At 74.1% G+C, this 24,788-nt stretch carries 15 protein-coding genes; 8 read left to right on the plus strand and 7 right to left on the minus strand.

Annotated features, from left to right (window positions below):
* Nucleotides 1–89: 89 nt before the first annotated feature.
* From RIM90_RS00005 to RIM90_RS00020, 4 genes are all read right to left on the minus strand, one after another.
* A complete protein-coding gene (locus RIM90_RS00005) occupies nucleotides 90–920 on the minus strand; it encodes a condensation domain-containing protein (protein ID WP_309058369.1) in 831 nt (276 codons plus the stop codon).
* A 180-nt stretch (nucleotides 921–1,100) separates the two neighbouring features.
* Nucleotides 1,101–1,409: a hypothetical protein gene (locus RIM90_RS00010; RefSeq protein WP_309058370.1), complete on the minus strand. Its 309-nt coding sequence runs from the start codon at nucleotides 1,407–1,409 to the stop codon at nucleotides 1,101–1,103.
* A gap of 20 nt (nucleotides 1,410–1,429) precedes the next feature.
* Nucleotides 1,430–1,843, minus strand: coding sequence for an SRPBCC family protein (locus RIM90_RS00015; RefSeq protein ID WP_309058371.1), 414 nt, complete (start codon nucleotides 1,841–1,843; stop codon nucleotides 1,430–1,432).
* A gap of 121 nt (nucleotides 1,844–1,964) precedes the next feature.
* On the minus strand, nucleotides 1,965–2,159 hold the full coding sequence (locus tag RIM90_RS00020) for a DUF2795 domain-containing protein (protein ID WP_309058372.1): 195 nt from the start codon (nucleotides 2,157–2,159) through the stop codon (nucleotides 1,965–1,967).
* A 224-nt stretch (nucleotides 2,160–2,383) separates the two neighbouring features.
* Here RIM90_RS00020 and RIM90_RS00025 point away from each other — a divergent pair, with 224 nt between their 5' ends.
* The 4 genes from RIM90_RS00025 to RIM90_RS00040 all read left to right on the plus strand — a co-directional run bounded on the left by RIM90_RS00025 (nucleotide 2,384) and on the right by RIM90_RS00040 (nucleotide 6,512).
* On the plus strand, nucleotides 2,384–3,043 hold the full coding sequence (locus RIM90_RS00025) for a lysophospholipid acyltransferase family protein (protein ID WP_309058373.1): 660 nt from the start codon (nucleotides 2,384–2,386) through the stop codon (nucleotides 3,041–3,043).
* Nucleotides 3,044–3,112: 69 nt separating this feature from the next.
* Complete coding sequence (locus RIM90_RS00030) at nucleotides 3,113–3,565, plus strand: SRPBCC domain-containing protein (protein WP_309058374.1); 453 nt, start codon at nucleotides 3,113–3,115, stop codon at nucleotides 3,563–3,565.
* Nucleotides 3,566–3,734: 169 nt separating this feature from the next.
* A complete protein-coding gene (locus RIM90_RS00035) occupies nucleotides 3,735–5,213 on the plus strand; it encodes a glutamate--cysteine ligase (RefSeq protein ID WP_309058375.1) in 1,479 nt (492 codons plus the stop codon).
* Nucleotides 5,214–5,369: 156 nt separating this feature from the next.
* A complete protein-coding gene (locus RIM90_RS00040) occupies nucleotides 5,370–6,512 on the plus strand; it encodes an amidinotransferase (protein ID WP_309058376.1) in 1,143 nt (380 codons plus the stop codon).
* A 41-nt stretch (nucleotides 6,513–6,553) separates the two neighbouring features.
* Here the strand turns inward: RIM90_RS00040 and RIM90_RS00045 are convergent, their stop codons facing one another.
* Entirely contained in the window at nucleotides 6,554–7,411 is an 858-nt protein-coding gene (locus tag RIM90_RS00045; RefSeq protein ID WP_309058377.1) for an MBL fold metallo-hydrolase, read from the minus strand.
* Nucleotides 7,412–7,744: 333 nt separating this feature from the next.
* Here RIM90_RS00045 and ctaD point away from each other — a divergent pair, with 333 nt between their 5' ends.
* A complete protein-coding gene (gene ctaD, locus RIM90_RS00050) occupies nucleotides 7,745–9,457 on the plus strand; it encodes a cytochrome c oxidase subunit I (protein ID WP_309058378.1) in 1,713 nt (570 codons plus the stop codon).
* Nucleotides 9,454–9,828 (plus strand): hypothetical protein, encoded by a 375-nt coding sequence (locus RIM90_RS00055; protein ID WP_309058379.1) that lies wholly within the window; start codon nucleotides 9,454–9,456, stop codon nucleotides 9,826–9,828. Before ctaD ends, RIM90_RS00055 begins: the two co-directional genes overlap by 4 nt.
* A 16-nt stretch (nucleotides 9,829–9,844) precedes the next feature.
* Here the strand turns inward: RIM90_RS00055 and RIM90_RS00060 are convergent, their stop codons facing one another.
* Nucleotides 9,845–10,567 carry an FAD binding domain-containing protein gene (locus RIM90_RS00060; protein WP_309058380.1) on the minus strand — a complete coding sequence of 241 codons (723 nt, stop codon included), beginning with the start codon at nucleotides 10,565–10,567 and terminating at the stop codon, nucleotides 9,845–9,847.
* 237 nt (nucleotides 10,568–10,804) lie between these two features.
* Here RIM90_RS00060 and RIM90_RS00065 point away from each other — a divergent pair, with 237 nt between their 5' ends.
* Nucleotides 10,805–11,542 carry a D-Ala-D-Ala carboxypeptidase family metallohydrolase gene (locus tag RIM90_RS00065; protein WP_309058381.1) on the plus strand — a complete coding sequence of 246 codons (738 nt, stop codon included), beginning with the start codon at nucleotides 10,805–10,807 and terminating at the stop codon, nucleotides 11,540–11,542.
* Nucleotides 11,543–11,729: 187 nt separating this feature from the next.
* The gene (locus tag RIM90_RS00070) at nucleotides 11,730–23,888 is read left to right on the plus strand and encodes a non-ribosomal peptide synthetase/type I polyketide synthase (protein WP_309058382.1); all 12,159 of its coding nucleotides are present in this window, start codon (nucleotides 11,730–11,732) and stop codon (nucleotides 23,886–23,888) included.
* Between the two features lie 60 nt (nucleotides 23,889–23,948).
* Here the strand turns inward: RIM90_RS00070 and RIM90_RS00075 are convergent, their stop codons facing one another.
* Nucleotides 23,949–24,530: a tellurite resistance TerB family protein gene (locus RIM90_RS00075; RefSeq protein ID WP_309058383.1), complete on the minus strand. Its 582-nt coding sequence runs from the start codon at nucleotides 24,528–24,530 to the stop codon at nucleotides 23,949–23,951.
* Between the last annotated feature and the right edge of the window lie 258 nt (nucleotides 24,531–24,788).

The raw sequence follows: 24,788 nt of genomic DNA on the forward strand, positions 1-24,788 counted from the left end.
ACCTGAAGTAGGGATCCGCGCGCAGGTCCGCCGAGCGCACCTCGAAGGTCGGCACGGTCCCTGCCGCCAGCAGCGCCGCGGCAATCTCCTCACAGATGCGGTCGCGTGTTCTGGCATCGACAGAGCGCGCCCCGTCCAGCCGCGCGCTCACCGTTGCCGTGTCCATACGCCCCCTCGAAGTCCACCGTGCCGTCCCCGGAATGATCACAAGAACATACCCGTAGCGGCCGGGAGTTGCGCGAAGGGCCGGAGGCACGGCACGTGCGGGGCCTCAGCGGCGCGGGCTCGACGACGGCGACCGCGTCCGGCCGCTGGGCCAGCCGCCGGGCGAACAGGGCGGGCAGGGACGCCCCCTCGGCGTCCCGCGCGGTGGCGTTGAAGCGCTCCAGGACCAGCCGCCGTTCGTCGGCGGAGAGGATCCCGGCCTGCGACACGGGCCGTTCGGGCGCGGCGGCCAGGGCGGCGACGGGCCTGCGCAGCCGTTCGCCGATCCGCTCGGTGGTCTCGTGGTCGAACAGCTCGGTGGCGCACTCCAGGCGACAGCGGGGTGCTCCCGCGTCGCCGTCCGTCCGCCGGTACCCGGTGAAGCCGAACACCAGGGCGAACTTGGCCGAGTCGGTCCGGAAGGGGAGGAACTCCGCCCGCAGGCCGGGCGGTTGCGGAGCGCCGCCCGTGCGGGCGTGGTGGCCGACCATCACCTGGAGCAGCGGGTTGCGGGCGAGCGACCGGGTCGGGTTGATCCGCTCGACGACCGGCTCGAACGGCACGTCCGCGTGGGAGAAGGCGGCCAGGTCGGTCTCGCGGATCCGCTCCAGCAGTTCGGTGGAGGCGGGGTCGCCGCCGGGGTCGAACGGCCGGCGCACCGCGGTGTCGACGATGCCGGGCACCTCGTCCTCGGTGGCCCGCAGGTGCTCGACCACCGGGTGGGCCCCGTCGGCGGGCGTTCGCCGGCCGTCGGCGCGGGGCGGGCGGCGGTGTCCGCGGGCCGGTGGAAGGCGAGGACCGCTGCGCGGGCCCGGCGAGCGGGCCGAGCGACCGCAGGGGGCCGGTGCGACGCCGGCGGTTTCCACGCGCCGGACCCGCGCCGCCTCAACCGGTGTTCACGGCCGCGGGTTGGTGCGGTGCCACCGCGGGCGCGCGTCACCGCCGCGGCGTCCGGCGACGGACGCGCAGCGCGGGCACTGGCGCCGGACCCGGTCCGCCGCGCCTCCGGACTCCGGGAAGGTGTCCGGCCAGGGGACGTGCGGGAAGCGGATCAGCTGCGAGCGGCTGAGGGACAGCCCGCACACGGTCTGGTTCAGGCCCGGCTCCCAGGCGTGGACCTCGCCGGCGGGCAGCCTGCGCCGGCCCTCCTCCTCGTCGATCCACTGCCCGGAGGCGGCCACCGCGTACTGCTTCGCGCGAGGCATCTCGTCGCACCTGGATCCGGTCAGCCGGCCGCGTTGTCGACGCGCAGCCGCACCTGTTCCTCCAGGCGCTCGAGACTGCTGTCCAGGGCGTCGCGCACGGCCTGCTCGCCCGGGTCGTGGCTGTCGTCGAAGAAGGACAGGTGCACCGTGACCTCGCTGGCCCCGCTGCCGATGCCGGCGACCTGGAGCCAGCCGGTGTAGCTGCCCTGGTCGCGGGTCCCCCATTCGAGCCGCATCTGGTCCCGCCGGGCGCGCAGCAGCGCGGCCGTGTCCTCGTCGGAGCGGTCCTCGTGCACGGTGACGGCGGGCAGGTCCTCGGCGTGCACGTGCAGGTCCTCCGGCAGCCAGCTGCCCATCTGGCCGACGCTGGCCGCCTGGTCGAAGACGTGCTCCGGTGCGGCGGGCATCGTGCGTGAACGTTCGTACTCGGTCATTGCGGTACCGCTCCTCGATTCCTCGGTGCGAAGTCGAAACGGCAGGACGGACGCCCGACGGGCCGGGACCGTCTCGCGTGCCCTCCCGGACGTGCGGCGTCGGCGGCCCCGGCGTGGGGCACTACTCGTTGCCGAAGACCGCCTTCTGCACATCGTCGGGGCCGTCGAACTGCTGGGTCCCGGATTGCGTCAGTTTCTCGACGAGACTGTCGTCCGCGCCGTTGCTCCTGGCCAGTGAGACGAGATCGTCACGACTGGCGGGGTAGTCGGCGCCTTTGAGCGCTTTCTGCAGATCGATCGGGCTGACGTCGGCCATGGGAGCCTCCCGTCCGGAACGGCGCGGCGAACCCGCGCGAGGACGTCACGAGTACCCGGGGCATCGGGAGGTGATTGCCCCGAACGGGCCCCGGAAGAAAGATCTTCTTTCGGGACCCGAAGCCGAGTAGGCCGGCCCTCCCTCCCGAGTACGCGTACTCAGGCGGCGGGGCGGACCGCGCACGAGACTGACGGGCGAGTTCCCGTGTGTCGGAAGGACGTCTCGTGCTCAGCCGTGCCGCCGCTGCCCTGCTGCCGTTGTTCGGGCGGCTCACCGTCACCCGCGAGGCGGACGGGCCCTTCGCCGCGGGCAGTGTCTTCGTCGCCAACCACGATTCGGCGGCCGATCCCGCGCTCGTGCTGGCCGCTCTGCACAGGGTGGGGGTGGCGCCGGTCGTCCTGGCGACGGCGGGGCTCTGGCGCATGCCCGTGCTCGGGCGCGTCCTGGCGGCGGAAGGACACGTCCCCGTCCACCGGGGGTCGGCCCGCGCGGCGGAGTCGCTCGATGCCGCGGCGGAGGCGGTGCGGTCGGGACGCCATGTGCTGATCTACGCCGAAGGAGGGCTTCCACGGCGCGGGGACGCGGCGAGTGCCGCTCCCCTGCCCTTCCGCACCGGTCTGGCGCGGCTGTCGGCCGCCACCCGGGCCCCGGTCGTCCCCGTGGGCCAGGTGGGGGCCCGGCGACTGGCCTCGGGACCGGCCGCCAAGCAGCTGACCGGTGTGCTCACCGCCCCGCTGCGCCGCCCCCGCTTCCACGTCCACATCGGCAGCCCCCTGTACCTGCCGGCCGGGACGTCGAGCGGCACGGCGGTGGCGCACCAGGCGGTCACCGCGGCCTGGCGGCGGGCGGCACGGATCGTGGGCGAGCCGGCCGGCGACCGATGACTTCGCGGGCTCCCGCACGTCTACAGGTGGGACGGACCCCGACCGGACACGAGACAAGGGAATGACGGCATGAGCACCGAGCAGAGCACCACGAGCGACGGCTTCTCCTACACGCTGACCAGGACGCTGGACGCCCCCGCGGGCAAGGCGTGGCAGGCCTGGACCACCCCCGAGCAGTACGCCCGGTGGGCCAACGCCGCCCCCGGCTCCGTCGAGATGGACGTACGGCCGGGCGGCACCTGGAAGTCCACGATGATCACGCCCGACGGCGGCCGGGTCCCGCTGACCGGCTCCTACCTCGAGGTCACCGAGAACCGCCTGCTGGTGCTCGGCATGGACGTGCCCGGAAAGCCCGCGCCCGTCACGATGACCGTGGAGCTCGACGGGGAGGACGGCCGGCGGACGCGGATCGTGCTCCGGCAGACGTGCGACACGGCGGAGGAACGCGACATGGCCGAGCAGGGCAGCACCATGCTCCTCGACGGCCTGAGCGCCTTCCTCGCCGAAGGCCCGGCGGACTGAGCGCCCCCGGAGGCACCGGCCGGCGAAGGCGTCGGGACGGGGCCGGCCCGGGTGAGGGGTCCGAGCGCGGCGCCTCACCCGCGGCACCGTCCCGCATGGTCGGGTTCGCCCGGTGGTGCGACGCTGGGGTGGACAGGTGTCCGAGGACCTGAACCCAGGAGGGAGACCGATGGGACGGGACGTCCCGGCGCTCACCTTCACCCGCGAGGACCGCCGCCGCTACCGGATCAAGATGCAGGAGTGCCTCGAGGCGTTCGCGCAGATGCTGCGCGAGTCGCGGTTCGACTCCGCGCGGCCCCAGGTGGGGCTCGAGATCGAACTGAACCTGGTCGACGACCGGGCCGAGCCCGCCATGCGCAACACCGATGTGCTCGAGGCGATCGCGGACCCGGCCTGGTCCACGGAGCTGGGCCGGTTCAACCTCGAGATCAACATTCCGCCGCGCCGTCTGACGGCGGGCGGCCCCGACGCCTGGGAGTCCGAGATCCGCGACGCGCTGAACCACGCGGACCGGCGCGCCCGGTCGGTCGGCGCGCATCTGATCATGACGGGCATCCTGGCCACCCTGCGGCAGGAGGACGTCGGCGAGGCCGCGCTGTCGGAGAACCCGCGCTACCGGCTGCTCAACGACCAGGTCTTCGCGGCGCGCGGCGAGGACCTGCACATCGAGATCGCCGGCGCCGACCGGTTGCGGACCTACGCGGACACGATCACTCCTGAGGCCGCGTGCACCAGCACGCAGTTCCACCTCCAGGTGTCCCCGGAGGAGTTCGCCGACTACTGGAACGCGGCGCAGGCGATCGCCGGGGTCCAGGTCGCGCTCGCGGCCAACGCGCCCTTCCTGTTCGGCAAGGAACTGTGGCACGAGACCCGGATCCCACTGTTCGAACAGGCCACCGACACCCGCTCGCAGGAGATCAAGGTGCAGGGGGTGCGGCCCCGGGTGTGGTTCGGGGAGCGCTGGATCACCAGTGTCTTCGACCTCTTCGAGGAGAACCTGCGCTACTTCCCTGCCCTGCTGCCCCTGTGCGACGAACAGGACCCCGCGGAGACACTGAACCGGGGCGACATTCCGGAACTGGCCGAACTCACCCTGCACAACGGCACGATCTACCGCTGGAACCGGCCGGTCTACGCCATCGCCCACGACAAGCCCCACGTGCGGGTGGAGAACCGGGTGCTGCCGGCCGGCCCGACCGTCGCCGACACGCTCGCGAACGGTGCCTTCTACTACGGGCTCACCCGCGCCCTGGTGGAGGAGGACCGTCCCGTGTGGTCACGGATGTCCTTCTCGGCGGCCGAGGACAATCTGCACACGGCGGCGCGGCACGGTATCGACGCCCGGCTGTACTGGCCCGGCATGGGCGAGGTGCCGGCGGCCGAACTGGTCCTGCGGCGGCTCCTGCCGCTGGCACATCGCGGACTGGAGCGCTCCGGCATGGACGAGGCCTGGCGGGAGCCGCTGCTCGGCATCATCGAGCAGCGGTGCGTCACCGGCCGCAACGGAGCCGTGTGGCAGAAGGAGATGTTCCATCACATCGACGCCACCGCCCACTGCGGCCGCCACGAGGCCCTGCGGCGGATGACGCAGCAGTACATCGACTACATGCACCTCAACGCCCCGGTCCACACATGGCCCGTCGACTGACCCGGGCCGGTGGCCCGGAACCGGCGGCCGCCCGCCGCACGACCGGAACGTTCGCCCTCCCGGGTGATAGGCGGGACGCTCGGCAGCCAACCGTTCATATGAGTAATGGTTTGACTATACTGAGTTACTCACTTCCGTGATCGAAAGCGGTTCGGTATGGCGGTTGTACAGAGGCCCGGTGTCACGACGGCGGCCGCGACTGTCCCCTCCACGGAATCCAGCACCTCTCCGGTCAATTCGCACAACGAGTGGGACCCGCTGGAGGAAATCATCGTCGGGCGCCTGGAGGGCGCGACGATCCCGTCGAACCATCCCGTCGTGACCTGCAACATCCCCCGGTGGGCGGCGCGCGTGCAGGGGCGCGCCGCCGGCCTGAGGTATCCGCGCGTTCTGGTCGAGCGGGCGCAGCGGGAACTCGATCAGTTCATCGCTCTCCTGCAGTCCCTCGGCATCACGGTCAGACGCCCCGACGCGGTCGATCACCGGCAGCGTTTCGGCACTCCGGACTGGTCGTCGCGCGGGTTCTGCAACAGCTGTCCGCGTGACAGCATGCTCGTCGTCGGCGACGAGATCATCGAGACGCCGATGGCGTGGCCGTGCCGGTATTTCGAGACGCATTCCTACCGCGCGATTCTGAAGGATTACTTCCGCCGCGGCGCGCGCTGGACGGCGGCACCGAAGCCGCAGCTCACCGACGACCTGTTCGAGGCGGATTTCAGCGTGCCGGCGGCGGATGAGCCCATGCGCTACATCCTCACCGAATTCGAGCCGGTGTTCGACGCGGCGGATTTCATGCGCGCCGGACGCGATCTGTTCGTCACGCGGAGCAACGTCACCAATGCCATGGGGATCGAATGGCTGCGCCGCCATCTCGGGTCCGGCTACCGCATCCACGAGATCGAGAGCCGGTGCCGCACGCCGATGCACATCGACACGACGTTCGTCCTGCTCGCGCCCGGCAAGGCACTGGTCAACCCCGAGTACGTCGATGTCGACCGCCTGCCCGACGTGCTGAGCTCCTGGGACATCCTGGTCGCCCCCGAGCCGGACCCGATCGACGACCGCCTGCTCAGGATCACCTCCATGTGCGGCAAGTGGCTCAGCATGAACGTCCTCATGGTCGACGAGAAACGGGTGATCGCGGAGCGGCACCACACCGGCATGCTGCGCGCGCTCGAGCGGTGGGGATTTGAGCCGATCCCGTGCGACCTGCTGCACTACGCGGCGTTCGGCGGCTCGTTCCACTGCGCGACGCTCGACGTCCGCCGCCGTGGCACGCTCGAGTCCTATGTCGACTGACCGGCCTTTCGGCCGGCCGACCGCGCGGTGCCCGCGTCGGGTCAGAAGACCACCGGCGCCGCGCCCCGTCCGGCGGTCAGGCGGACGCTCTGTCCGTGACCGCAGTGGACGATCCGGTCGCCGAGGCCGATCCGGCCGGCCTCGGCGAGGAACGCGGACAGCGGAGAGCGCATCACCGTGTAGTCGTGGTAGTGAACGGGCAGGATCAGCCGCGGGTCGAGACGCCGGGCGAGTTCCGCTCCCTGCGCACCGTCCATGGTCACGACGAAGCCGCCCGGGAGCCTCGTGCCGCCCAGGTGGAGTACGGCCAGATCGGCGGCCGGGAAGCGCCGCGCGATCTCCTCGATGCCGTCGTACACCAGCGTGTCACCGGATACGTACAGCCGAAGCCGGGCCGGTCCCCCCACGGGGCCGAACTCCAGCATGCTCCCCATCACCGGGGGCAGCAGACCGCGCAGCAGCCGGTGACCGGCGTGCCGGCCCGGCAGCGCCGTGACGGTGACCCGGTGGCCACCGCGCTCCACGGCGAGTCCGTGCCAGGTGCGCAGCCCCGCCGTACGGCGAAAGCCGTGCAGGACTCTCAGGCGGCGGGCCGCGTGCGGCGTGGTGAGGACCGGCACCCCGTGATCCAGGTCCCGGCTCGTCCGGCGGTCCCAGTGGTCGCCGTGAAGGTGCGACAGCACCACCGCGTCGAGGCGGGGAAGGTCGCCGACGCCGACCGCCGGCTCGGTCAGGCGCCGGCTCAGCAGTCCGTATCCGAGGTAGGCGTACTCCCCGCGGTGCAGGAAGTTGGGGTCGGTGAGCAGGGTGAGCCCCCGATACCTCAGCAGGAGCGTGGCGTTGCCGATGAACGTGATCGCGACCGCGTCGTCCGTGGGGCCGTCCTGATTCCGTGCCATGGCCGTTCCGTCCGTCGGGGACGGAGGCCCCCCGCCGCACCACCCGCCCGTACCGGTTTCCCCCGGAGTACCCCGCACCGCCCCGGTCACTGCACGGCACGGCCCGCAGTGGTCCGGAACAGCCGATTCTGCGGGCATTCACCCGAACGAATGGATCATTCCTCCGCTCGGCCCAACGACGGCCCGCACACAGCGGTCGCGCGGCATCGGCGGGACTAGTTTCCCTTGAGCTGATCACGCGCCGTCCGAGACAGGAAACGGCGGCGCGCCGCACTGGCTTTGACTCCCCGTCCGTACGGGCTGTGTACCGACTGCTGCACATTGAGGAAACCGATGGCGACACACACCGAGCCGGTGGCCCCCGTTCCGGCGGCCGAACGTCACACCCGGGGGCAGGTGATCGTTTCCTGGCTGACGACGACGGATCACAAGAAGATCGGGCATCTCTATCTGATCACGTCGTTCGCCTTCTTCCTGATCGGCGGGGTGCTGGCGATGGCGATCCGGGCGGAGCTGGCCCGCCCGGGTCTGCAGATCCTCTCCAACGAGCAGTACAACCAGGCGTTCACCATGCACGGCACGATCATGCTGCTGCTGTTCGCCACCCCGACGTTCGCTGGTTTCGCCAACGCGATCATGCCGCTGCAGATCGGCTCCCCGGACGTCGCCTTCCCCCGGCTGAACATGTTGTCGTACTGGTTGTTCGCCTTCGGCGGTCTGATCGTCATCTCCAGTTTCCTCACCCCCGAGGGGGCGGCCGACTTCGGCTGGACGGCCTACCCGCCGCTGAGCGACCACACCCGCTCCCCCCAGCTCGGCTCCGACCTGTGGATCATGGGGCTGGCGCTCTCCGGCTTCGGCACCATCCTGGGCGCGGTCAACTTCATCACCACCATCATCTGCATGCGCGCCCCCGGCATGACCATGTTCCGGATGCCCATCTTCACCTGGAACGTCATGCTCACCTCGGTGCTCGTTCTGCTCGCCTTCCCCGTGCTGGCCGCCGCGCTGTTCGCGCTGGAGGCCGACCGCCGCTTCGGTGCCCGGATCTTCAGCGCCGAGAACGGGGGGCCCATCCTGTGGCAGCACCTGTTCTGGTTCTTCGGGCATCCCGAGGTCTACATCCTGGCGCTGCCGTTCTTCGGGGTGATCAGTGAGATCATCCCGGTCTTCTCCCGCAAGCCCATCTTCGGCTACATGGGCCTGGTCGGCGCCACCATCGCCATCACCGGCCTGTCCGCGACCGTATGGGCCCACCACATGTTCGCCACCCAGGCCGCGCTGCTGCCGTTCTTCTCCTTCATGAGCTTCCTGATCGCCGTGCCGACGGGCGTGAAGTTCTTCAACTGGACCGGCACGATGTGGAAGGGCTCGCTGTCCTTCGAGCCCCCGATGCTGTGGGCGCTCGGCTTCCTGGTCACCTTCCTGTTCGGCGGCCTGACCGGAGTGATCCTCGCCTCGCCGCCCATGGACTGGCACGTCACCGACAGCTACTTCGTGGTCGCGCACTTCCACTACGTGCTCTTCGGCACCATCGTCTTCGCCATGTTCGGCGGCTTCAGCTTCTGGTGGCCGAAGATGACCGGCACCATGCTCAACGAACGCCTGGAGAAGGTCCACTTCTGGACCCTGTTCATCGGCTTCCACATGACCTTCCTGGTGCAGCACTGGCTGGGCTCCGAGGGCATGCCGCGGCGCTACGTCGACTACCTGGCCGCCGACGGGTTCACCGCGCTCAACACCCTCTCCTCCATCGGCGCGTTCCTGCTCGGCCTGTCCACGCTGCCCTTCCTGTACAACGTGTGGGTGACCGCGCAGAAGGGCGAGAAGGTCGAGGTCGACGACCCGTGGGGCTACGGGCGTTCCCTGGAGTGGGCCACCTCCTGCCCGCCGCCGCGCCACAACTTCGTCACGCTGCCCCGGGTCCGTTCCGAGTCCCCCGCCTTCGACCTGCACCATCCCGCCGTGGCCCAGCTGGACGAGAAGGAGAACGCCGGCAAGCGCGACGTGATCGATGCCGCCGGGCACGAGAGCGACAGGTCGTGATCAAGCGCCGGGACCCTCGCCCGAAGGCCGGTCAGGTCTCGGCGCTGGTCGCGGAGGTGGAGGGTCACCTCATGGCGCGGGCGCACCTCGACGAGGCGCGGCGCGAGGCCGAGGAACTGTGCGCCGGGCTGCCGTGGCTGACGTCGGCCCAGGCCGAGGACCTCACGCGCCGCTACATGCACCGGCGCCTCGACTTCACCCGCCGCATGCTGCGCGGCACGGCCGAACGTGCCGCGCAGCTGCGGCAGGAGTACGAGGCCCGGTACGCCGAACTCCGGCGTGCCCTGCTCAGACGTCATGTCGCCTGCGCCTGCGCCGTCCTCGTCTGCGCCGGCGGGCTGAGCACCCTCCTGGGCCTGCTCGTGCGCTGACCCCCGTACGGCACCGTCAGGGGCCGGTGGGCCGGGCCAGAACGCCGGTCACCTCCCGGCGCACCGCGTCCCGGGCCGTCGGCGGGAGCGCGCCGAGGTCCGTGCGGTCCAGGGCACGGAACACCTGCTCGGGATCGGTGTGGCGGGGCGCGGTCCCGCTGATCACCTCGTAGCCGTCGCGGACGGCGACAGTGAGGCGGTGCCGCCCGTCGCTCCCGGCGTGGACGGCGGTGGCGACGACGAGCGGCGGCGGTCCGCCCGGCTCTGCGGCCGCCTTGTGGTAGCCGCTGGTCACGGGGGCGTTCCAGCGCAGGCCGAGCAGCAGGTGACGCTTCGACACCACTTCGGCCAGATCGGTCTCGTAGCTTCCGTCCCGGTCCAGCACGGTCGCCCGCGCGTGCAGCACCAGGGCCGCGGGGAGCAGGCAGCGCAGCGTGCTGCCCACGATGTTGCCGCCGACCGTGGCCGTACGCCGCACGGCACCGGTGCCCACGGTGGAGGCCGCGCGGCGCAGCACCTCCGGCAGGCGGCCGTCCACCTGGTGCAGCAGGACGGCCGCGCCCAGCGCCTCGCGTCCGATCACGTTGGCCTCCGGAAGGCGGCGCAGGGACATCGCCTGCTCGGGAAAGCCGTCCCGTTGCCAGAGGGCCCACACGAGTGTGGCTCCGCCGACGGGTACCGCTCCCTCGGCCAGATACTGCTGTGCTTCGGACAGAGAGGTGGGCAGACGCAACAGCACGGCGGTCGACCTGCTTTCCTTGGCATCAGCGGCTGGGCACGGCACTTCGCGGGATGATCAGGGGCACTGCATTGTCCGTACGGCCGCGGGGGCGCGTCCAGGGCTCACGCACGCACCGTGTGCGCCCGTCGGGCCGCGCGGGGACCTTGCGTCCGGTCGGCCTCGTGTTCCATGGTTGACGCGCGTCACATGGCTCGTCGCTCAGCTCGACCACACGTCTCAGGACCGGAGTTCGCAATGCTCAGACGCGCTGTACGGCTCATCCTCTCTATTGTCATGCTCACGGCTAGTGCGGTCGTGGGAACGGTCGCCACCGCGGGGACCGCGCACGCCGACGGCTGCTACACCTGGACCCGCACCCTGTCCCAGGGCGCCTCGGGCGCCGACGTCACCCAGCTCCAGATCAGGCTCGGGGGCTACCCGGGCTACGGTTCCGTGCTGGCCGTCGACGGCCAGTTCGGGCCGGCCACCGCGGCCGCCCTCAAGCGCTTCCAGTCGGCGTACGGCCTGGCCGCGGACGGCGTGGCGGGCGCGAACACCTACAACAAGCTGTACGCCCTCCAGGACGACGACTGCACGCCGATCCACTTCTCCTACAGCGAGCTGAACCGCTGCAACTCCACCTGGTCGGGCGGCGCGGTCAGCGCCTCGACGGCCAAGGCCAACGCGCTGCGGACGATGTGGAAGCTGGAGGCCCTGCGGCACGCGCTCGGCGACCGGCCGATCACCGTCACCAGCGGTTTCCGCTCCTACGCCTGCAACGAGGCCGTGGGCGGCGCGAGCAGCAGCCGTCATCTGTACGGCGACGGGGCCGACCTCGGCGCCGGACCGCACTCCCTGTGCACCCTGGCCAAGCAGGCCCGCTACCACGGCTTCCGCGGCATCCTCGGCCCGGGCTACCCGGGTCACAACGACCACACCCACGTCGACCACCGCAGCAGCCAGTACTGGTCCGCGCCGACCTGCGGCATCTGACGCCGCGACAGCCGTGAGGGGTTCCCCGGCCGAGGACCGGGGAACCCCTCACGCCGTCACGCCGGGGAACACCGTCGGCGGCCGGTGTCTGATCATGGTGGGCGACGATCCGCGGGCGGGAGCAACCCGGGCCGGGTGCGGACCGTCCCCCATAGCGTCAGTCGCCCACGCAGGAACGAACGGACCCATGAACGCCGCAACGCTGTTTGACGTCCTGCTGGACGCCGCCCGCCGAGCACCCGAACAGGTGGTCGTCCATGTCCGTGGCGACGGCGGCGAGGTGGCCGTCACCTTCCGGCAGCTTCTGGAGGAGTCCCTGCGCGTCGCGGGCGGGTACCGCGACGCGGGCATGGAACCGGGCACCTGCGTACCGGTGCTCGCGGACCGCGGCGAGGATTTCCAGCCCCTGTTCTGGGGCGCCCTCGCGGCCGGTCTGGTACCGGTGCCCCTGGCGCCCGACGTGCGGCGGGTCCGCCCGGTGTGGGAGCACCTCGGCCGTCCCCCGGTCGCGGTGGACGCGGGCTGCGCACACGTGGCCGACCGGCTCCCCGGGGGCGCCCGCGTCCTGCGGCTGGAGTCACTGCGGGAGTGCCGCGCTCTCGCGTCCCCCGCCGCACCCGCCCCGCAGGCCCCGGCCTTCCTGCAGTTCTCCTCCGGCAGCACGGGGGCGCCCAAGGGGGTGGAGCTGACCCACGCGGCCGTCCTGGCGAACCTGCGGCAGCTGGCCGAGGCCTCCGCCCTCACGGAACGGGACGTGGTGGTCGGCTGGATGCCGTACTTCCACGACATGGGTCTCATCGGCACGCATCTGGCGCCGCTCGCCGCGCGGGCCAAGCAGGTGAGGATCGGTCCGCTCTCGTTCGCGAAGAACCCCCGGCTGTGGTTCGACGTGGCCGCCGCGCACCGGGCCACGATCCTGTCGGCCGCCAACTTCGCCCTCGCGCTGACCGTCCGCCGGGTCCCCGAAGAGGTGTTCGCCGGGCTGGATCTGAGCACGGTACGGCTGGTCCTGGTGGGGGCCGAGCCGATCTCGGCGACGGTGTGGCGGGACTTCGCGGCCAGGACGCGCCCGGCCGGACTGGACCCGCGCGCGGCGACGCCCGTGTACGGGCTGGCCGAGGCGACGCTGGCGGTCGCGTTCCCGCCGCCGGGCGAGGTGGCCGTTCCGGTGGCACTGGAGCGCGACGCCCTCAGCCGCGGCCGGGTGGTGGAGCGGGAACCGGGCGGCGACGCCGTGGAGTTGATGGATGTCGGCCTGCCGGTGCCGGGCTGCTCGGTGCGCATCGCCGACGACGCCGGCCGACCCCTGGGCGACCGGCGGGTGGGGCACATCGAGGTGCGCGGCCCGCAGGTCGCGCGCGGTTACCACGGCCTGCCCGAGGCGACGGCCGAGTCCTTCGCCGACGGCTGGCTGCGCACCGGTGACCTGGGCTTCCTGCGGGACGGCCGGTTGTGCGTGAGCGGGCGCCACAAGGACGTCCTCTTCGTCAACGGCCGTACGTTCCATGCCCCGGACATGGAGGAGGTGGCGGCCGCCACGCCCGGGGTGCCGCCGGGTACGACGGTGGTGGTCGGGTCGACCGACCCGGTGACCGGCGGCGAGCGGGTGGTGGTGTTCGTCTCCTGGGCCCGGCCGCCGCGCACCGCGGCCGGTGTGCTCGACCGGGTCGCGCGGCGGGTCCGCGCGGCGCTGGGGCACGACGACGTACGGGTGCTGGCGCTGCCGCCGTCCGCCTTCCCCCGCACGACCAGCGGCAAGGTGCAGCGGCAGCGGATGCGGGCACGGTTCGAGGCGGGGAGGTACCGCCCTGTGGCCTCTTCCGGTACGGAGGGGGACGGGCCGGCCCGTGAGCCGGTGGAAGCGCCCCTGCGGCGGGCCGGGGCGTCGGTGCCCCGGTCCCGCGCGGAGGTGCGGCGCGTGGTGCGGGAGGTCTGGGCCGGGGTGCTGGCACTGCCGGAGGCGTCGTTCGGGGACCGGGACCGGTTCGCGGAGCTGGGCGGCAGCTCGCTGAAGGCCATGGAGGCGCTCGCCGCGCTGGAAGGGGCCCTCGGTGTGACCCTCGGGCCGGCCGTGCTGCGCGACGACACGGTCGCCGGCCTCACCGACCGCCTCCTGGACGCCGTCGCCGACGCGGCGGAACCACAGGAGTCCGGCCGCGGGGCGTCGGGCGGGCGGTCCCGGCCGTCCTCCGCCGGCCGGGCGCCGGCGACCGCCGTGGTGGCTCTGGCCTGCCGGTTCCCCGGGGCGAACACGCCGGAGGAGTTCTGGGACCTGCTCACCGCCGGGCGTGATGCCGTGACCCCGGTGCCCGCGGGCCGCTGGGGCACGGCCCTCCCGGCCGGCGAGGCCGGGGCGGGGACGCACGGACACCAGGGTGCCTTCCTGGACGACCCCGCCGCCTTCGACGCCGGCCACTTCGGGATCGGCGCCGAGGAGGCGCGCGCGCTCGACCCGCAGGCCCGCGTCTTCCTCGAGCTGGCCCACGAGGCACTGGAGCGCGCCGGATACGCCGGCCCCCGTCGCCGCGGCCTGCGGATCGGCGTCTTCGCCGCCGTCGGCGACAGCGGCTACCGGCAGATCCTCGCCGACGCCGGTCCCGGCGGCGCTCCGCCCGCCGGGACCGCCACCCTGACCGGCAACCTCCCCAACCTCGTCGCGGCCCGCGTGGCGCACTGTCTCGACCTGGACGGCCCGGCGCTCGCCGTGGACACCGCATGCTCCTCCGGCCTGGTGGCCCTGCATCTGGCCCGGCGCAGCCTCGCGGACGGCGAGTGCGACATCGCGGTCGTCGGAGGGGTCAACCTGCATCTCACCCCGGCCGCGCACGAGGCGCTTCAGGCGGCACAGGCACTGTCGCCGACCGGCCGCAGCCGTGCCTTCGCCTCGTCCGCCGACGGTTTCGTACCGGGTGAGGGCGGCGCGGCCCTCGTGCTGCGGCGCCTCGCGGACGCCCACCGGGACGACGACGAGGTCCTGGCCCTCGTCCGCGGCACCGCCGTCAACAACGACGGCACGTCGCTGAGTCTGCTGGCGCCCAACCCGCTGCGCCAACGCGAGGTGATCGAGCGGGCCTACCAGGACTGCGGCGTCGACCCGGCGTCGGTGACGTACGTGGAGGCCCACGGCACGGGCACCGCCGTCGGGGACCCGATCGAACTGCGGTCCCTCGCCCACGCCTTCCCGCGCCGCCCGGACGGCCGGCCCCGGCTCCTCGGCTCGGTGAAGACCAACATCGGGCACCTGCTGAACGCTGCCGCGCTGCCCTCTCTGGTGAAGGTCGTCCTGGCCCTCGGGCACGGCCGGCTGCCGGCCTCGTTGCACCACGACTCCCCCTCCCCGGCGGTGGCGGAGTCGGGGTTCGCGCTGGTCACCGAGGTGAGCGACTGGGAGTCGTCCGGACCGCGCAGGGCGGGCGTCAACGCCTTCGGCTTCGGCGGAACCAACGCGCACGCCGTCCTGGAGCAGGCCCCGCCCGCCCCGCCGCGCGCCCCGCGCCCGGGCGGTGACGGGCCGCACCTGCTCACCCTGTCGGCGGGCAGCGCGGCCGGACTGCGCGCATGGGCGTCGCGTCTCGCGGAGCATCTGCGCGACCATCCGGAGCTCGACGAGGGCGACGTCTGCCTGACGGCGGGCGCGGCACGTGACGAACGGCCCCACCGCCTCGCGCTCGTGGCCTCCGGCGACCTGCGCGAACGGCTCGCCGCGGCGTGCGCCACCGGTGCGCCGACGCGGCGGCAGGACGCGGTCACCGGGACGGTGACGCACCGGCCCCGGACCGTCTTCGTCCTCCCCGGCCAGGGCGACCTGCGGCCGGACCGGGGCCGGGCGCTGTACGCGACGGCACCGGTCTACCGCGACACGCTGGACGAGGCGTCGGCGTCGGCCGGAGACGTACAGGGGCGCAAGCTGGCGGCCTGGTGCGTCGACGGCGACGTGACCGCGGAGGCCCTGGCCGCGACCGAGGTGGCGCAGCCCCTGCTCGTCGCGCACGGTGTCGCCCTCGCCCGGCAGCTGATCGCGTGGGGCGTGCGGCCCGACGCGGTCGTCGGGCACAGCGTCGGTGAGCTCGCGGCCGCGTGCGTCGGCGGGGTGCTGTCGCTGCGCGAGGCGGTGGCGTTCGCGGCGGAACGGGGCCGGCTCATGGGCGGGTCGACGGCACCGGGCTCCATGGTGGCCGTGCGGGGCGCCGCGGAGCGGGAGGTGGCCGCCCTGGTGGACGCCTTCCCCGGTGAGCTCGCGGTCGCGGCGTACAACGGGCCCGGCCGTCTGGTGCTCTCCGGCGGCCCCGAGGCGGTCCACCGGGTGTCCGAGCTGCTCACCGGGCGGGGCGCGACGGTCCGCCCGCTGCGGGTGTCGCGTGCCTTCCACTCCCCGTTGATGGAGCCGGTGGCGCGGGCGCTGACGGACGCCGCGCGGGAACTGGCGCCGTCGGCGCCCGCGCTCGCGGTGATGAGCACGCTCACCGCCGCGTGGCAGCCACGGATGGACCCGGACCACCTGCGGGAACACGCGCTGCGCCCGGTGCTGTTCGACCGGGCCGTGGCACGCCTGGTCGACGAGGGGTACGACACGTTCGTGGAACTCGGCGCGGGGGAGAACCTCGCGGGTGCGATCCGCGCGGTCGCCGCCCGCCACCGGGCGGGGGGAACGGACGGTACGACGACCGGATCGCACCGTGCTCACGGGGAGGCGTCCGGCGGTGGGGTCCTCGTGGTGCCCGCGCCCGCGGAGCCCGACGGAGCGGGCGGTACGCCGGGCGGGGCGCGGGAGTTGGCGCAGACCGTGGCACGGCTGTGGGTGCGGGGCGTGGCGGTGGACCGTACGGCGTTCGACGCGGGGCACCGGCGGGTGCCGCTGCCGCCCTACCCGTACCGGCGGCGCAGGTACTGGCCCGAACCGGCGGCGCGCGGGTTGCTGCACGACGTCGTGTGGCGGCCGGCGCCGCCGTCCGGCGAAGGACCGGCCGTCCCCGTCGTGGTGAGCGGGGCGGACACGGCGGCGGTGCGCCGGCTGGCGGACGGGCTCGCGGCCCGGGGCGTACCGGCGGTCACGGAGGCGGACGACGTGCGCGCCCCGCAGACCGTGATCCTGCTCGGCGGACCGGCCCGGCCGGGAACGGCCGCGGACCTCGGCGCGGGGCAGCGCCGGGCGGTCACGGTGTTGCGCGGGGCGCTGGCGCTGCTCGACCGGACGCGGGCGCGCCGTCTGCTGGTGGTGACCGAGGACGCGCACGTCACCGGCCGCGGCGCGGAGCGCGCGGACCCGGCGCAGGCGGTCCTGGGCGGGCTGGCCCTGGCGGTGCCCGAGGAGTCGGCGGGAGTGGTCGCGAACTGGGTCGACCTCTCCTCCCTCGACGACGAGGAGCGGCGGCTGCGGGCGCTGGCCGCCGAGTCGGTGGCACCGCAGGCGGCCGGGGCGGTCGCCTGGCGGGGCGGAGAGCGCCTGGTGCGGGAAGTCGTGCCCGGGGCGGCGGGAGAGCCGGCCGGCGCGGACCGGCTGCCCGCCGACGGCACGTTCCTGATCACGGGTGGCGCCGGAGGAATCGGGTCGGCCCTGGCCCGGGAGCTCGCGGGCCGGGGCAGGCCCGTCCTGGTGCTGGCGGGGCGCTCCCCGCATCCGTCCGGGGGTCTGCTGGAGGAGCTCACCGGTCTGGGCGCCGACGCCCGGTACGTCGCGGCCGACCTCACCGTGCCGGACGACGTCGAGCGGCTCGTCGCCGCGCTGCCGCCGCTGGACGCCGTCTTCCACGCGGCCGGTGTCGTCCGGCCCGGCAGTCTGCGCGGGACGGACGTGCGGGAGCTGGTGGACGCGCTGGGGGCGAAGACGCTCGGCACCGCACTGCTGGCCGAGGCGCTGAACCGGCACGGGCAGCGTCCCGGGGTGTGCGTCGCGTTCTCGTCGGTGGCGTCGGTGCTGCCGGGCCTGGCCGGCGCACTGGGCTCCTACACGGCGGCGAACTCCTACCTCGACGCCTTCGCCGGGGCGGAGCGCCTGGCCGGCCGGCCGTGGCTGTCGGTGAACCTCGGGCCGTTCTCGGAGACGGGTCTCGCCGCCGCGGGCGCCGGTGTTCTCGCGGGTGCCGCGGGCCGGCCGCTGCCGACCTCGCCCGCGTTGGCCGCGCTGCGGTCGGCCTGCGGCACGGACGCGCCCCAGCTGGTCCTCGCCGATCCGGCGTCCGTGGTGCGTCCGGCGCCCGTCCCGCCGGCCGGGCGGCCCGCACCCGTCGAGCGGGCCGAGGGGGCCGAGCGGAGGGGCCGGCTCCCGGCCGCGTCCGGTACGGCCGCCGTGCTGCGCGAACTGCTGGCGCAGTCCCTGGGGGTCCCGGCATCGGCGGTGGACGACGACACACCGTTCCTGACCCTCGGCCTGGACTCGCTGGGCGCCGTCGACCTCGTCAAACGGCTGGAGCGGAAGCTGGGGCGGGACCTGCCCGCCACGCTCTTCTTCGAGCACCGGACGGTGCGCGAACTCACCGACCGTCTCGACCTCGTCGCCCCGGACCGGTCCGCTGCCGCGACCGACGGGGAACCCTCGGGCGGCGTTCCCCGGCCCGCGCCCGCCGGGACGGGCACCTCCTCCGGTGCGGTCGCGTCCTGCGGCGCGCCGGTTCCCTCCGCGGCGATGGCGTCCTCCGCGCCCGCCGAGGACGGTGAGCCCTTCGCGCTGACGCCCGTGCAGCTCGCGCTGTACACGAGCGGCAGGCTGTACCCGGACGTCCCGGCGCGCGGCCACCTGCGGCTGACGGTCCGCGGCCGGCTCGACACCGGCCTCCTCGTCCGGGCGCTGGCGACGCTGGCCGAACGGCACGGCATGCTGCGGCTGCGCGTGGACGACTCGGGCGCGCTGCCGACGCAGCGCGTGACGCCACCGGTGCCGCCGGCGGACTGGTTCGAGGTGCGTGAGTGCGCCGCCGAGGAGGTGGCCGGCATCGAGTCGGCCCTGTGCAACCGGCCCTTCGATCTGACCGCGCAGCCACCGGTGCGCGCCGCGCTGCTCCGCCAGGGGCCGGAACTCGCGCACCTGCTGCTGGTCGTGCACCACGCGGCGGCCGACGGGTACAGCCTCAACGTCCTCGCCGAGGAGCTGTGGGCCTCGTACACCGCGTTGTGGCACGGAGAGCGCGACCGACGGGCGGCGTCGCCGGCGCCGGACTTCGCGCGGTACGCGGTGAGCGTGCGGCGTTCCGGTTCCGGGGTGCCGGATGCCGACCGGCGCTACTGGGCGGAGCGTCTCGGCGCACGCGGCGAGCCGTTGCGCCTGCCCTACGACGGCGATCCCGACGCGCCCGCGACCGGTCCGGTCGTGCAGCACCACGGCGAGCTCGACGCCGGGCTCGGCGCCGGCCTGGAGCGGCTGGCCGCCGCGCACGGCGTGTCCCTGTTCCACCTGCTGCTCGCCGCGTACGCGCGCTGCCTGGCCCGGTGGACGGGGCGCCGGGACATCGCCGTGAACGTGGCCAGGGCCGGCCGCGAAGGCCGCTTCGACGGTGTGGAACGGCTCGTCGGGCCGCTCGCCGACACCCTTCCGCTGCTGTGCGAGGTGGCCGGCGACGAGCCGGTCGTGGCGCTCGCGGAGCGGGTGCGGGACCTGTGGCTGGAGTGCGAGCGGCACGCCGGGCCGAGCAGTCTCGACCTGGCCGGACTGCTGCCCGGTGCCGGTGACGGGCCCCGGACGGTGAGCCCGGCGGGCTTCAGCTTCGCCCGTTTCCCGGCCGAACTCGCCGCCGGCTGCCCGGTGGAGGTCCGGGCGACCGCGGCCGGCACCGGATCGGCCGCGACCCGGCTGAGTCTGCTGTGCTGGGCGGACGGTCCGGTGCTGCGCGTGTCGTGGAACTTCCCGGCGCCGCTGTTCGAACGGACGACCGTGGCGCGCCTGGACCGGGAGTTCCGCGCGGAACTGGCGGCGGCACTGCGCACGCCGGGCGGGCCGTCGCCGGACCGCGGCGGCGTCACCGGCGCGCGAGCCGACGGGGGTGCCGCGCGAGCCGACGGAAGCGTTCCCCTGGTCGCCCGGCTGCTCGACCGGTTCCGGGTCAGGGCCGACGCGGTCGCCGTCGACGCGGGCGGCGCGTCGCTCACCTACCGGGCCCTCGACCACGCCTCCGAGCTGCTCGCGGCGCGGCTGCGCGCGCTCGGCGTGGGCCCGGGCGACCTGGTCGGACTGCTCACCGAGCGCGGCGCGGACACGGTGGTCGGCGTGGTGGGCATCCTGCGGGCCGGGGCCGGCTGGGTCCCGCTGGATCCGGACCATCCCACGCCGCGCCTGGCGGATCAGCTGGCCCGTACGGGCGCCGGCACCGTGGTGTGCCACTCCCCCACCCGGCACCGCGCCGAGGCCCTCGCCGGCGTACGGGCGGTGCGGCTCGACGGCCCGGCGGAGGACGGGGGCCCCGTGGCCGCCCCGGTGCCCTCGGCCCCTCCTGCCGCCCCCGTGTCCGACGCCGAGGCGATCGCGTACGTCATCTTCACCTCCGGCTCCACCGGGCGGCCGAAGGCGGTGCCGATCACCCACCGGGCGATGGAGAACTACCTCGACTGGGCCGTCGCCGCCTTCGGCTACGGGGCCGACGACCGCCTCGCCCAGACCGCGTCGCCGTGCTTCGACGCCTCGGTGCGCCAGTTGCTCGCGCCGCTGCTGGTCGGCGGCACCGTGGTGACCGTGGAGCGGGACCTGCTGCGGGATCCGGAGCTGTTGCTGGAACACGTGGAACGGACTCGCGTGACCGTGTGGAGCTCGGTACCGACGCTGTGGGAGCAGGTGCTGTCCGCAGCCGAGGAGAGGGTGGCGCGAGGGGCGGGAGCGGCGGACCTGTCCGCGCTGCGCTGGGTGCACGTCGGCGGTGAGGTACTGTCCGTGGAGCATGTGCGCCGGTGGTTCGATCTGTTCGGGAACGGCGCGCGGATCGCGAACCTGTACGGGCCGACCGAGACGACCGTCAACGCCACGTGCCACGTCATCGACGCGCGCCCCGCGGACGAGGTGCGGCGGCTGCCGATCGGGCGCCCCGTGGCCGGTACCGAACTGGAGGTCGTCGGCGCCGACGGCACCCCGTGCGGGACGGGCGAGCCGGGCGAACTCCTCATCGCGGGAGTCGGCCTGACGCCGGGTTACCTGGGCGAACCGGAGCTGAACGCCCGGGCGTTCACGCGGCGCGCGGGACGGCGCTGGTACCGCAGCGGGGACCGGGTGCGCCGGTCGGCGGACGGCACCCTGGAGTTCCTGGGCCGGGTCGACGACCAGGTGAAGATCCGCGGGAACCGGGTGGAGCCGGGGGAGGTCGAGGCGGCGCTCCAGAGGTGTCCCGGTGTGGCGCGGGCCGCGGTGCTCGCGCACGAGGGGCGCCTGGTCGCCTTCGTCACCGCCCGGGCCGGGGCGGGACGGCCGGATCCCGGGGAGGTACGCCGGCATCTGGCCGGGCTCCTGCCGTCGTACATGGTCCCGGCGCGGATCACGTTCCTCGACGCGCTCCCGCTGACCGGTACCGGCAAGGTCGACCGCTCGGCGCTGGCCGACCCGACGGGCCTCGGCGGCCCGAACGAGCGGCCCGGCGCGGGGGGCGCGGAGGACCCGGCGCCGGAAGCGGAACGGTCCGGGGGCGGGGGGACCGAGCCGGCCACGGCGACCGAGCGGCGACTGGCGGCGATCTGGTCCGATGTGCTGCGGGTGACCCCCGTCCGCCGGGAGGACGACTTCTTCGACCTGGGCGGTGACTCACTGCTCGTCCTCCAGGTGTTCGCCCGGCTCGCGGAGCGGGAGGGACCACTGCCCCGGCCGACGGCGATCTACCGTCACCGCACCCTCGGCGCGCTGGCCTCGGCCGTGGACGCGGCCGCCGCGGAGCGGAACTCCGCGGTCGACGCCGCCCCGCCCCGCCCGGCGGGCGACGCCCACGTCACCCCGTTCCCCGTCACCCCCGGCCAGCGCGGATTCCTGCTCGCCGAGGCGCTCTCACCGGGCGGCGGCACGTGGCTGGCGCGGCTGCGGCTGTCCGGCCCGCTCGATCCGGACGTCTTCCAGGCGGCGGTGGATCTGCTGGTGGAGCGTCACGGGATGCTGCGTACCGTCTTTCCGGCCGGTGCCCGGCCGCCCGTCCAGCAGGAACTGCCCCGGTCGCTGCGTCTGCCGGTCGACTTCGAGACGGTCACCGGCCCCGCCGAGGTGGACGCGCGTGCGGCGGCCGAGGCCGCCCGGCGCCTCGACCCCTGGGCCTGGCCGCTGCTGCGCCTCCGGGTGCTCACCCTCGCCCCGCACGAACACGTCCTGCTCGTGCACGCGCACCACCTCATCGGCGACGGGTACAGCGCGGCGCTGCTGATGCGGGAGCTGACCGAGGCGTACGGCCTCCTGGCCGACGGCGGCACGCCCCGGCCGCCCGCGCTGCGGTCGGACTTCCGCGACCACGCCCTGGCGCGGGCCGGGACCCCGCGGGAGTCCGGCGCCGACGCGCCCGCGACGGCGGAACACCGGGCCCGGGTGGCCCGGGTGTGCGCCCCGTACCGGCCTCCGGTGCTGCGTACCGCCGTGAAGGACGAGGGCGGTGCGGTGCCGTGCGGTGACGTCCGGTTCCACTCGGCGCAGTTCACGCTCGACGCGCCGCTGACGGCCGCGCTGCGGACACTGGCCGCGTCCGCGCGCACCACGCTGTACGCGCCGCTGCTGACCGCCTACTACCAGGAGCTGACGGCGGTGACCGGCCGGCCGGACCTGGTCGTGGGACTGGCGGTGAGCGGCCGGGACCGGGCGCTGCCCGACGTGCACCGGATCTTCGGGCCGTTCGCCGCCGCCGTACCGGTACGGCCCGCGGGGGCGGCGGAGAAGCCGCTCACGGACGGGGACTTCGCCGGCGCCCTGCGCCGGATCGTGGCGGAGGCGGAGGACGCGCGTGCCCATGAGGACGTGATCCCGCGGCGCGCCGACGGGCTTCCGTCGACCTCTCAGTTCTTCTTCACCTTCCTCGACTTCGCCGCACTGGCTCCGGCGGACGGCGGCGCGCTGCGGGTGTCGTGGGAGGCGGGGGACAGCGCGTTCCTGCCGCCGTCGTCCGCGACGGATGTGTTCATGGCGGTACGGCCCGACGGCGACAGCCTGCGGGTGACGGTCCGCGGCTGTGCCGCGGCGCTCCCGCCGACCGCGCTCGACGACTTCGCCGGCTCGGTGCGCGACCGTCTGGTACGGGCCGCCGCAGGTGCCCAGGGCGTTGCGCCGCGGGCCGGGAGGCGGCGGGAGACGATGGACGCCGCCCTGGTCGGCTACCTGCCCGCGCCGGAGCACCTCGCGCGCCTGGCGGGCCTGCCGGAGGCGGCACTGCCGCGCGACGAGGTGCGTGCCCTGCTGTTCCCCGACGGCGCCCCGCGACTGCTGGAGACGGTGCGGACGCCGCTGGGCCGGTCGGGCTTCGTCTGCGTCCCGCTCTTCGCCGACGAACTCGGGCGGGACAGCGCTCTGGTGTCCCACACCGCTCGCGCGGTGTCGCTGGCCTCCGCACGGGGCGCGCGGTGCGTGTCGCTCGCGGGGATGATCCCGTCGCTGACCGGCTACGGCTTCGACGTGCTGCGGTTCCGGCGGTATCCGGCGGCCGTGACGACGGGGCACGCGGCGACGGTGGTGTCGGTGGTCAGGACCGTGCACGCGGCGCTCGAGGCCACGGGCCGGGAACTGGCGGACCTCGAGGTGGCGTTCGCCGGGCTCGGTTCGATCGGCGCGTCCTCGCTCGAACTGCTGCTGGCACTGGCCGCTCGCCCGCCACGGCGTCTGCTGCTGTGCGACGTGCGCGGCAGCGGGCCACGGCTGAGGGAGCTGGGTCGCCGGCTGCGCGCACAAGGGCTGGTCCGCGACGTGGAGGTCGCGGAGACACAGCGGATGCTGCCGGACGCGGTGCACGGCGCGGATCTTCTGGTGACGGCGGTGAGCGGGGCCGCCGTGGTGCTCGACGTCGACCGGCTCCGGCCGGGGGCCGTCGTGGTCGACGACTCCTTCCCCCACTGCTTCGACACCGGGCGGGCCCTCGCCCGCATGCGGGAGCGGAGCGACGTCCTGATCCTGGGCGGCGGGCTGCTGCGGGTCGGGCGCACCGACCGGGAGGTCGCCGCGGACCTCCCGGCCGCCGCGGCGGCCGGGTATCTCGCCCAGCCCTGGATCGAGGGCACCTTGGCGTCCTGCCGTACCGAGTCCCTGCTGCACGCCGCGGGGCACGAGCTGCCGCTGGTGCACGGCCTGGTGGACGCGGCGGTGGCGCGGGCCCACTGGGAGGCCGTGGAGCGAGCCGGGATCACGGCGGCGCCCCTGCACCTGCTCGGCCACACCATCGACGCGGGGCAGCCGGGCGGAGTGCCGGCGCACGGCTAGGGGCCGCCTGCCGGAACGGGTGCCGGTGCCTGCCCCCGGGGGCAGGCACCGGTCCGCGCGTCAGATGCCGAATTCCGCCGGCGAGATGCCGAGCGCCGCGCAGGCGTCCCGGACGGCGTACTGCTCGGACGCTTCGAAACTGCCGTCGGCACCGGCGACGACGATGCCGGTCTGGACGACCGCCCGGGCCTCGACCGGCTTCTTCGCCGCCTTGGCGATGTCCTCCAGCGCCCGCGCCTTGCCCTGCTCGAAGTTGGCCGTGAGCCGGTCCACATGCTCGTTGAACCGCTTGCGGAGCTGCTCCGCCGGGAAGTTCTGCAGCACCTCGTTGGTGACGATCAGTTCCTCCACCCGCTGCCGCTCCGACGGCTCCACGTGTCCGTCGGCCGCGGCGACCAACGCGCACATCGCCATGCTGGCGTCCCGGTAGGCGCCGCTCTTGAGCTCGGTCTTGGCCGAGGCGAGCTGCGACTTCAGCAGCCCGATCAGCTGAGCCTTGGAGCCGCCGGAGGACGAGCCGTGGCCGTGTCCGCCGCTCTGTCCCTGTCCGAAGGGCCCCTGCTGCCGTGCGCCCCCTGTCCGCGCGCTCTGGGCCTGCTGGAGAGTCCTGGCCTGGTCCTTGAGCCGGTCCCACATCGCCACTGGTGCCACCTCGGCTTCTGTTGCTGTCCGTCCGGTCCTGGTGATCAGTCCCGGATCTTCGCGGTCCGTCTGATCAACGGACGCGGCCGCGGCCATGTTCCCACACGGGAGATCCTCAGCCGGGCGAACGACCGGGCCGGCCGCCGGGAGCGCCGGATTCCCCGTCCCGTTCCTGCCGGACGGCCCCCTGGGCGGTCCAGGTTTGGACACCCGCGGAACGGGTGAGGCGGCTGGGATGCCGCCACTTCGCATCACAGC

This window comes from Streptomyces sp. (genome assembly GCF_031181555.1).
Lineage (GTDB): Bacteria > Actinomycetota > Actinomycetes > Streptomycetales > Streptomycetaceae > Streptomyces > Streptomyces fimbriatus.

Excerpts from the sequence above, each read along its gene's own strand:
- ctaD (WP_309058378.1), top strand. The coding sequence starts at position 7,745 with ATGGCGACACACACCGAGCCGGTGGCCCCCGTTCCGGCGGCCGAACGT.
- RIM90_RS00010 (WP_309058370.1), bottom strand. The coding sequence starts at position 1,409 with ATGCCTCGCGCGAAGCAGTACGCGGTGGCCGCCTCCGGGCAGTGGATC.
- RIM90_RS00015 (WP_309058371.1), bottom strand. The coding sequence starts at position 1,843 with ATGACCGAGTACGAACGTTCACGCACGATGCCCGCCGCACCGGAGCAC.
- RIM90_RS00065 (WP_309058381.1), top strand. The coding sequence starts at position 10,805 with ATGCTCAGACGCGCTGTACGGCTCATCCTCTCTATTGTCATGCTCACG.
- RIM90_RS00030 (WP_309058374.1), top strand. The coding sequence starts at position 3,113 with ATGAGCACCGAGCAGAGCACCACGAGCGACGGCTTCTCCTACACGCTG.
- RIM90_RS00020 (WP_309058372.1), bottom strand. The coding sequence starts at position 2,159 with ATGGCCGACGTCAGCCCGATCGATCTGCAGAAAGCGCTCAAAGGCGCC.
- RIM90_RS00045 (WP_309058377.1), bottom strand. The coding sequence starts at position 7,411 with ATGGCACGGAATCAGGACGGCCCCACGGACGACGCGGTCGCGATCACG.
- RIM90_RS00035 (WP_309058375.1), top strand. The coding sequence starts at position 3,735 with ATGGGACGGGACGTCCCGGCGCTCACCTTCACCCGCGAGGACCGCCGC.
- RIM90_RS00070 (WP_309058382.1), top strand. The coding sequence starts at position 11,730 with ATGAACGCCGCAACGCTGTTTGACGTCCTGCTGGACGCCGCCCGCCGA.
- RIM90_RS00040 (WP_309058376.1), top strand. The coding sequence starts at position 5,370 with ATGGCGGTTGTACAGAGGCCCGGTGTCACGACGGCGGCCGCGACTGTC.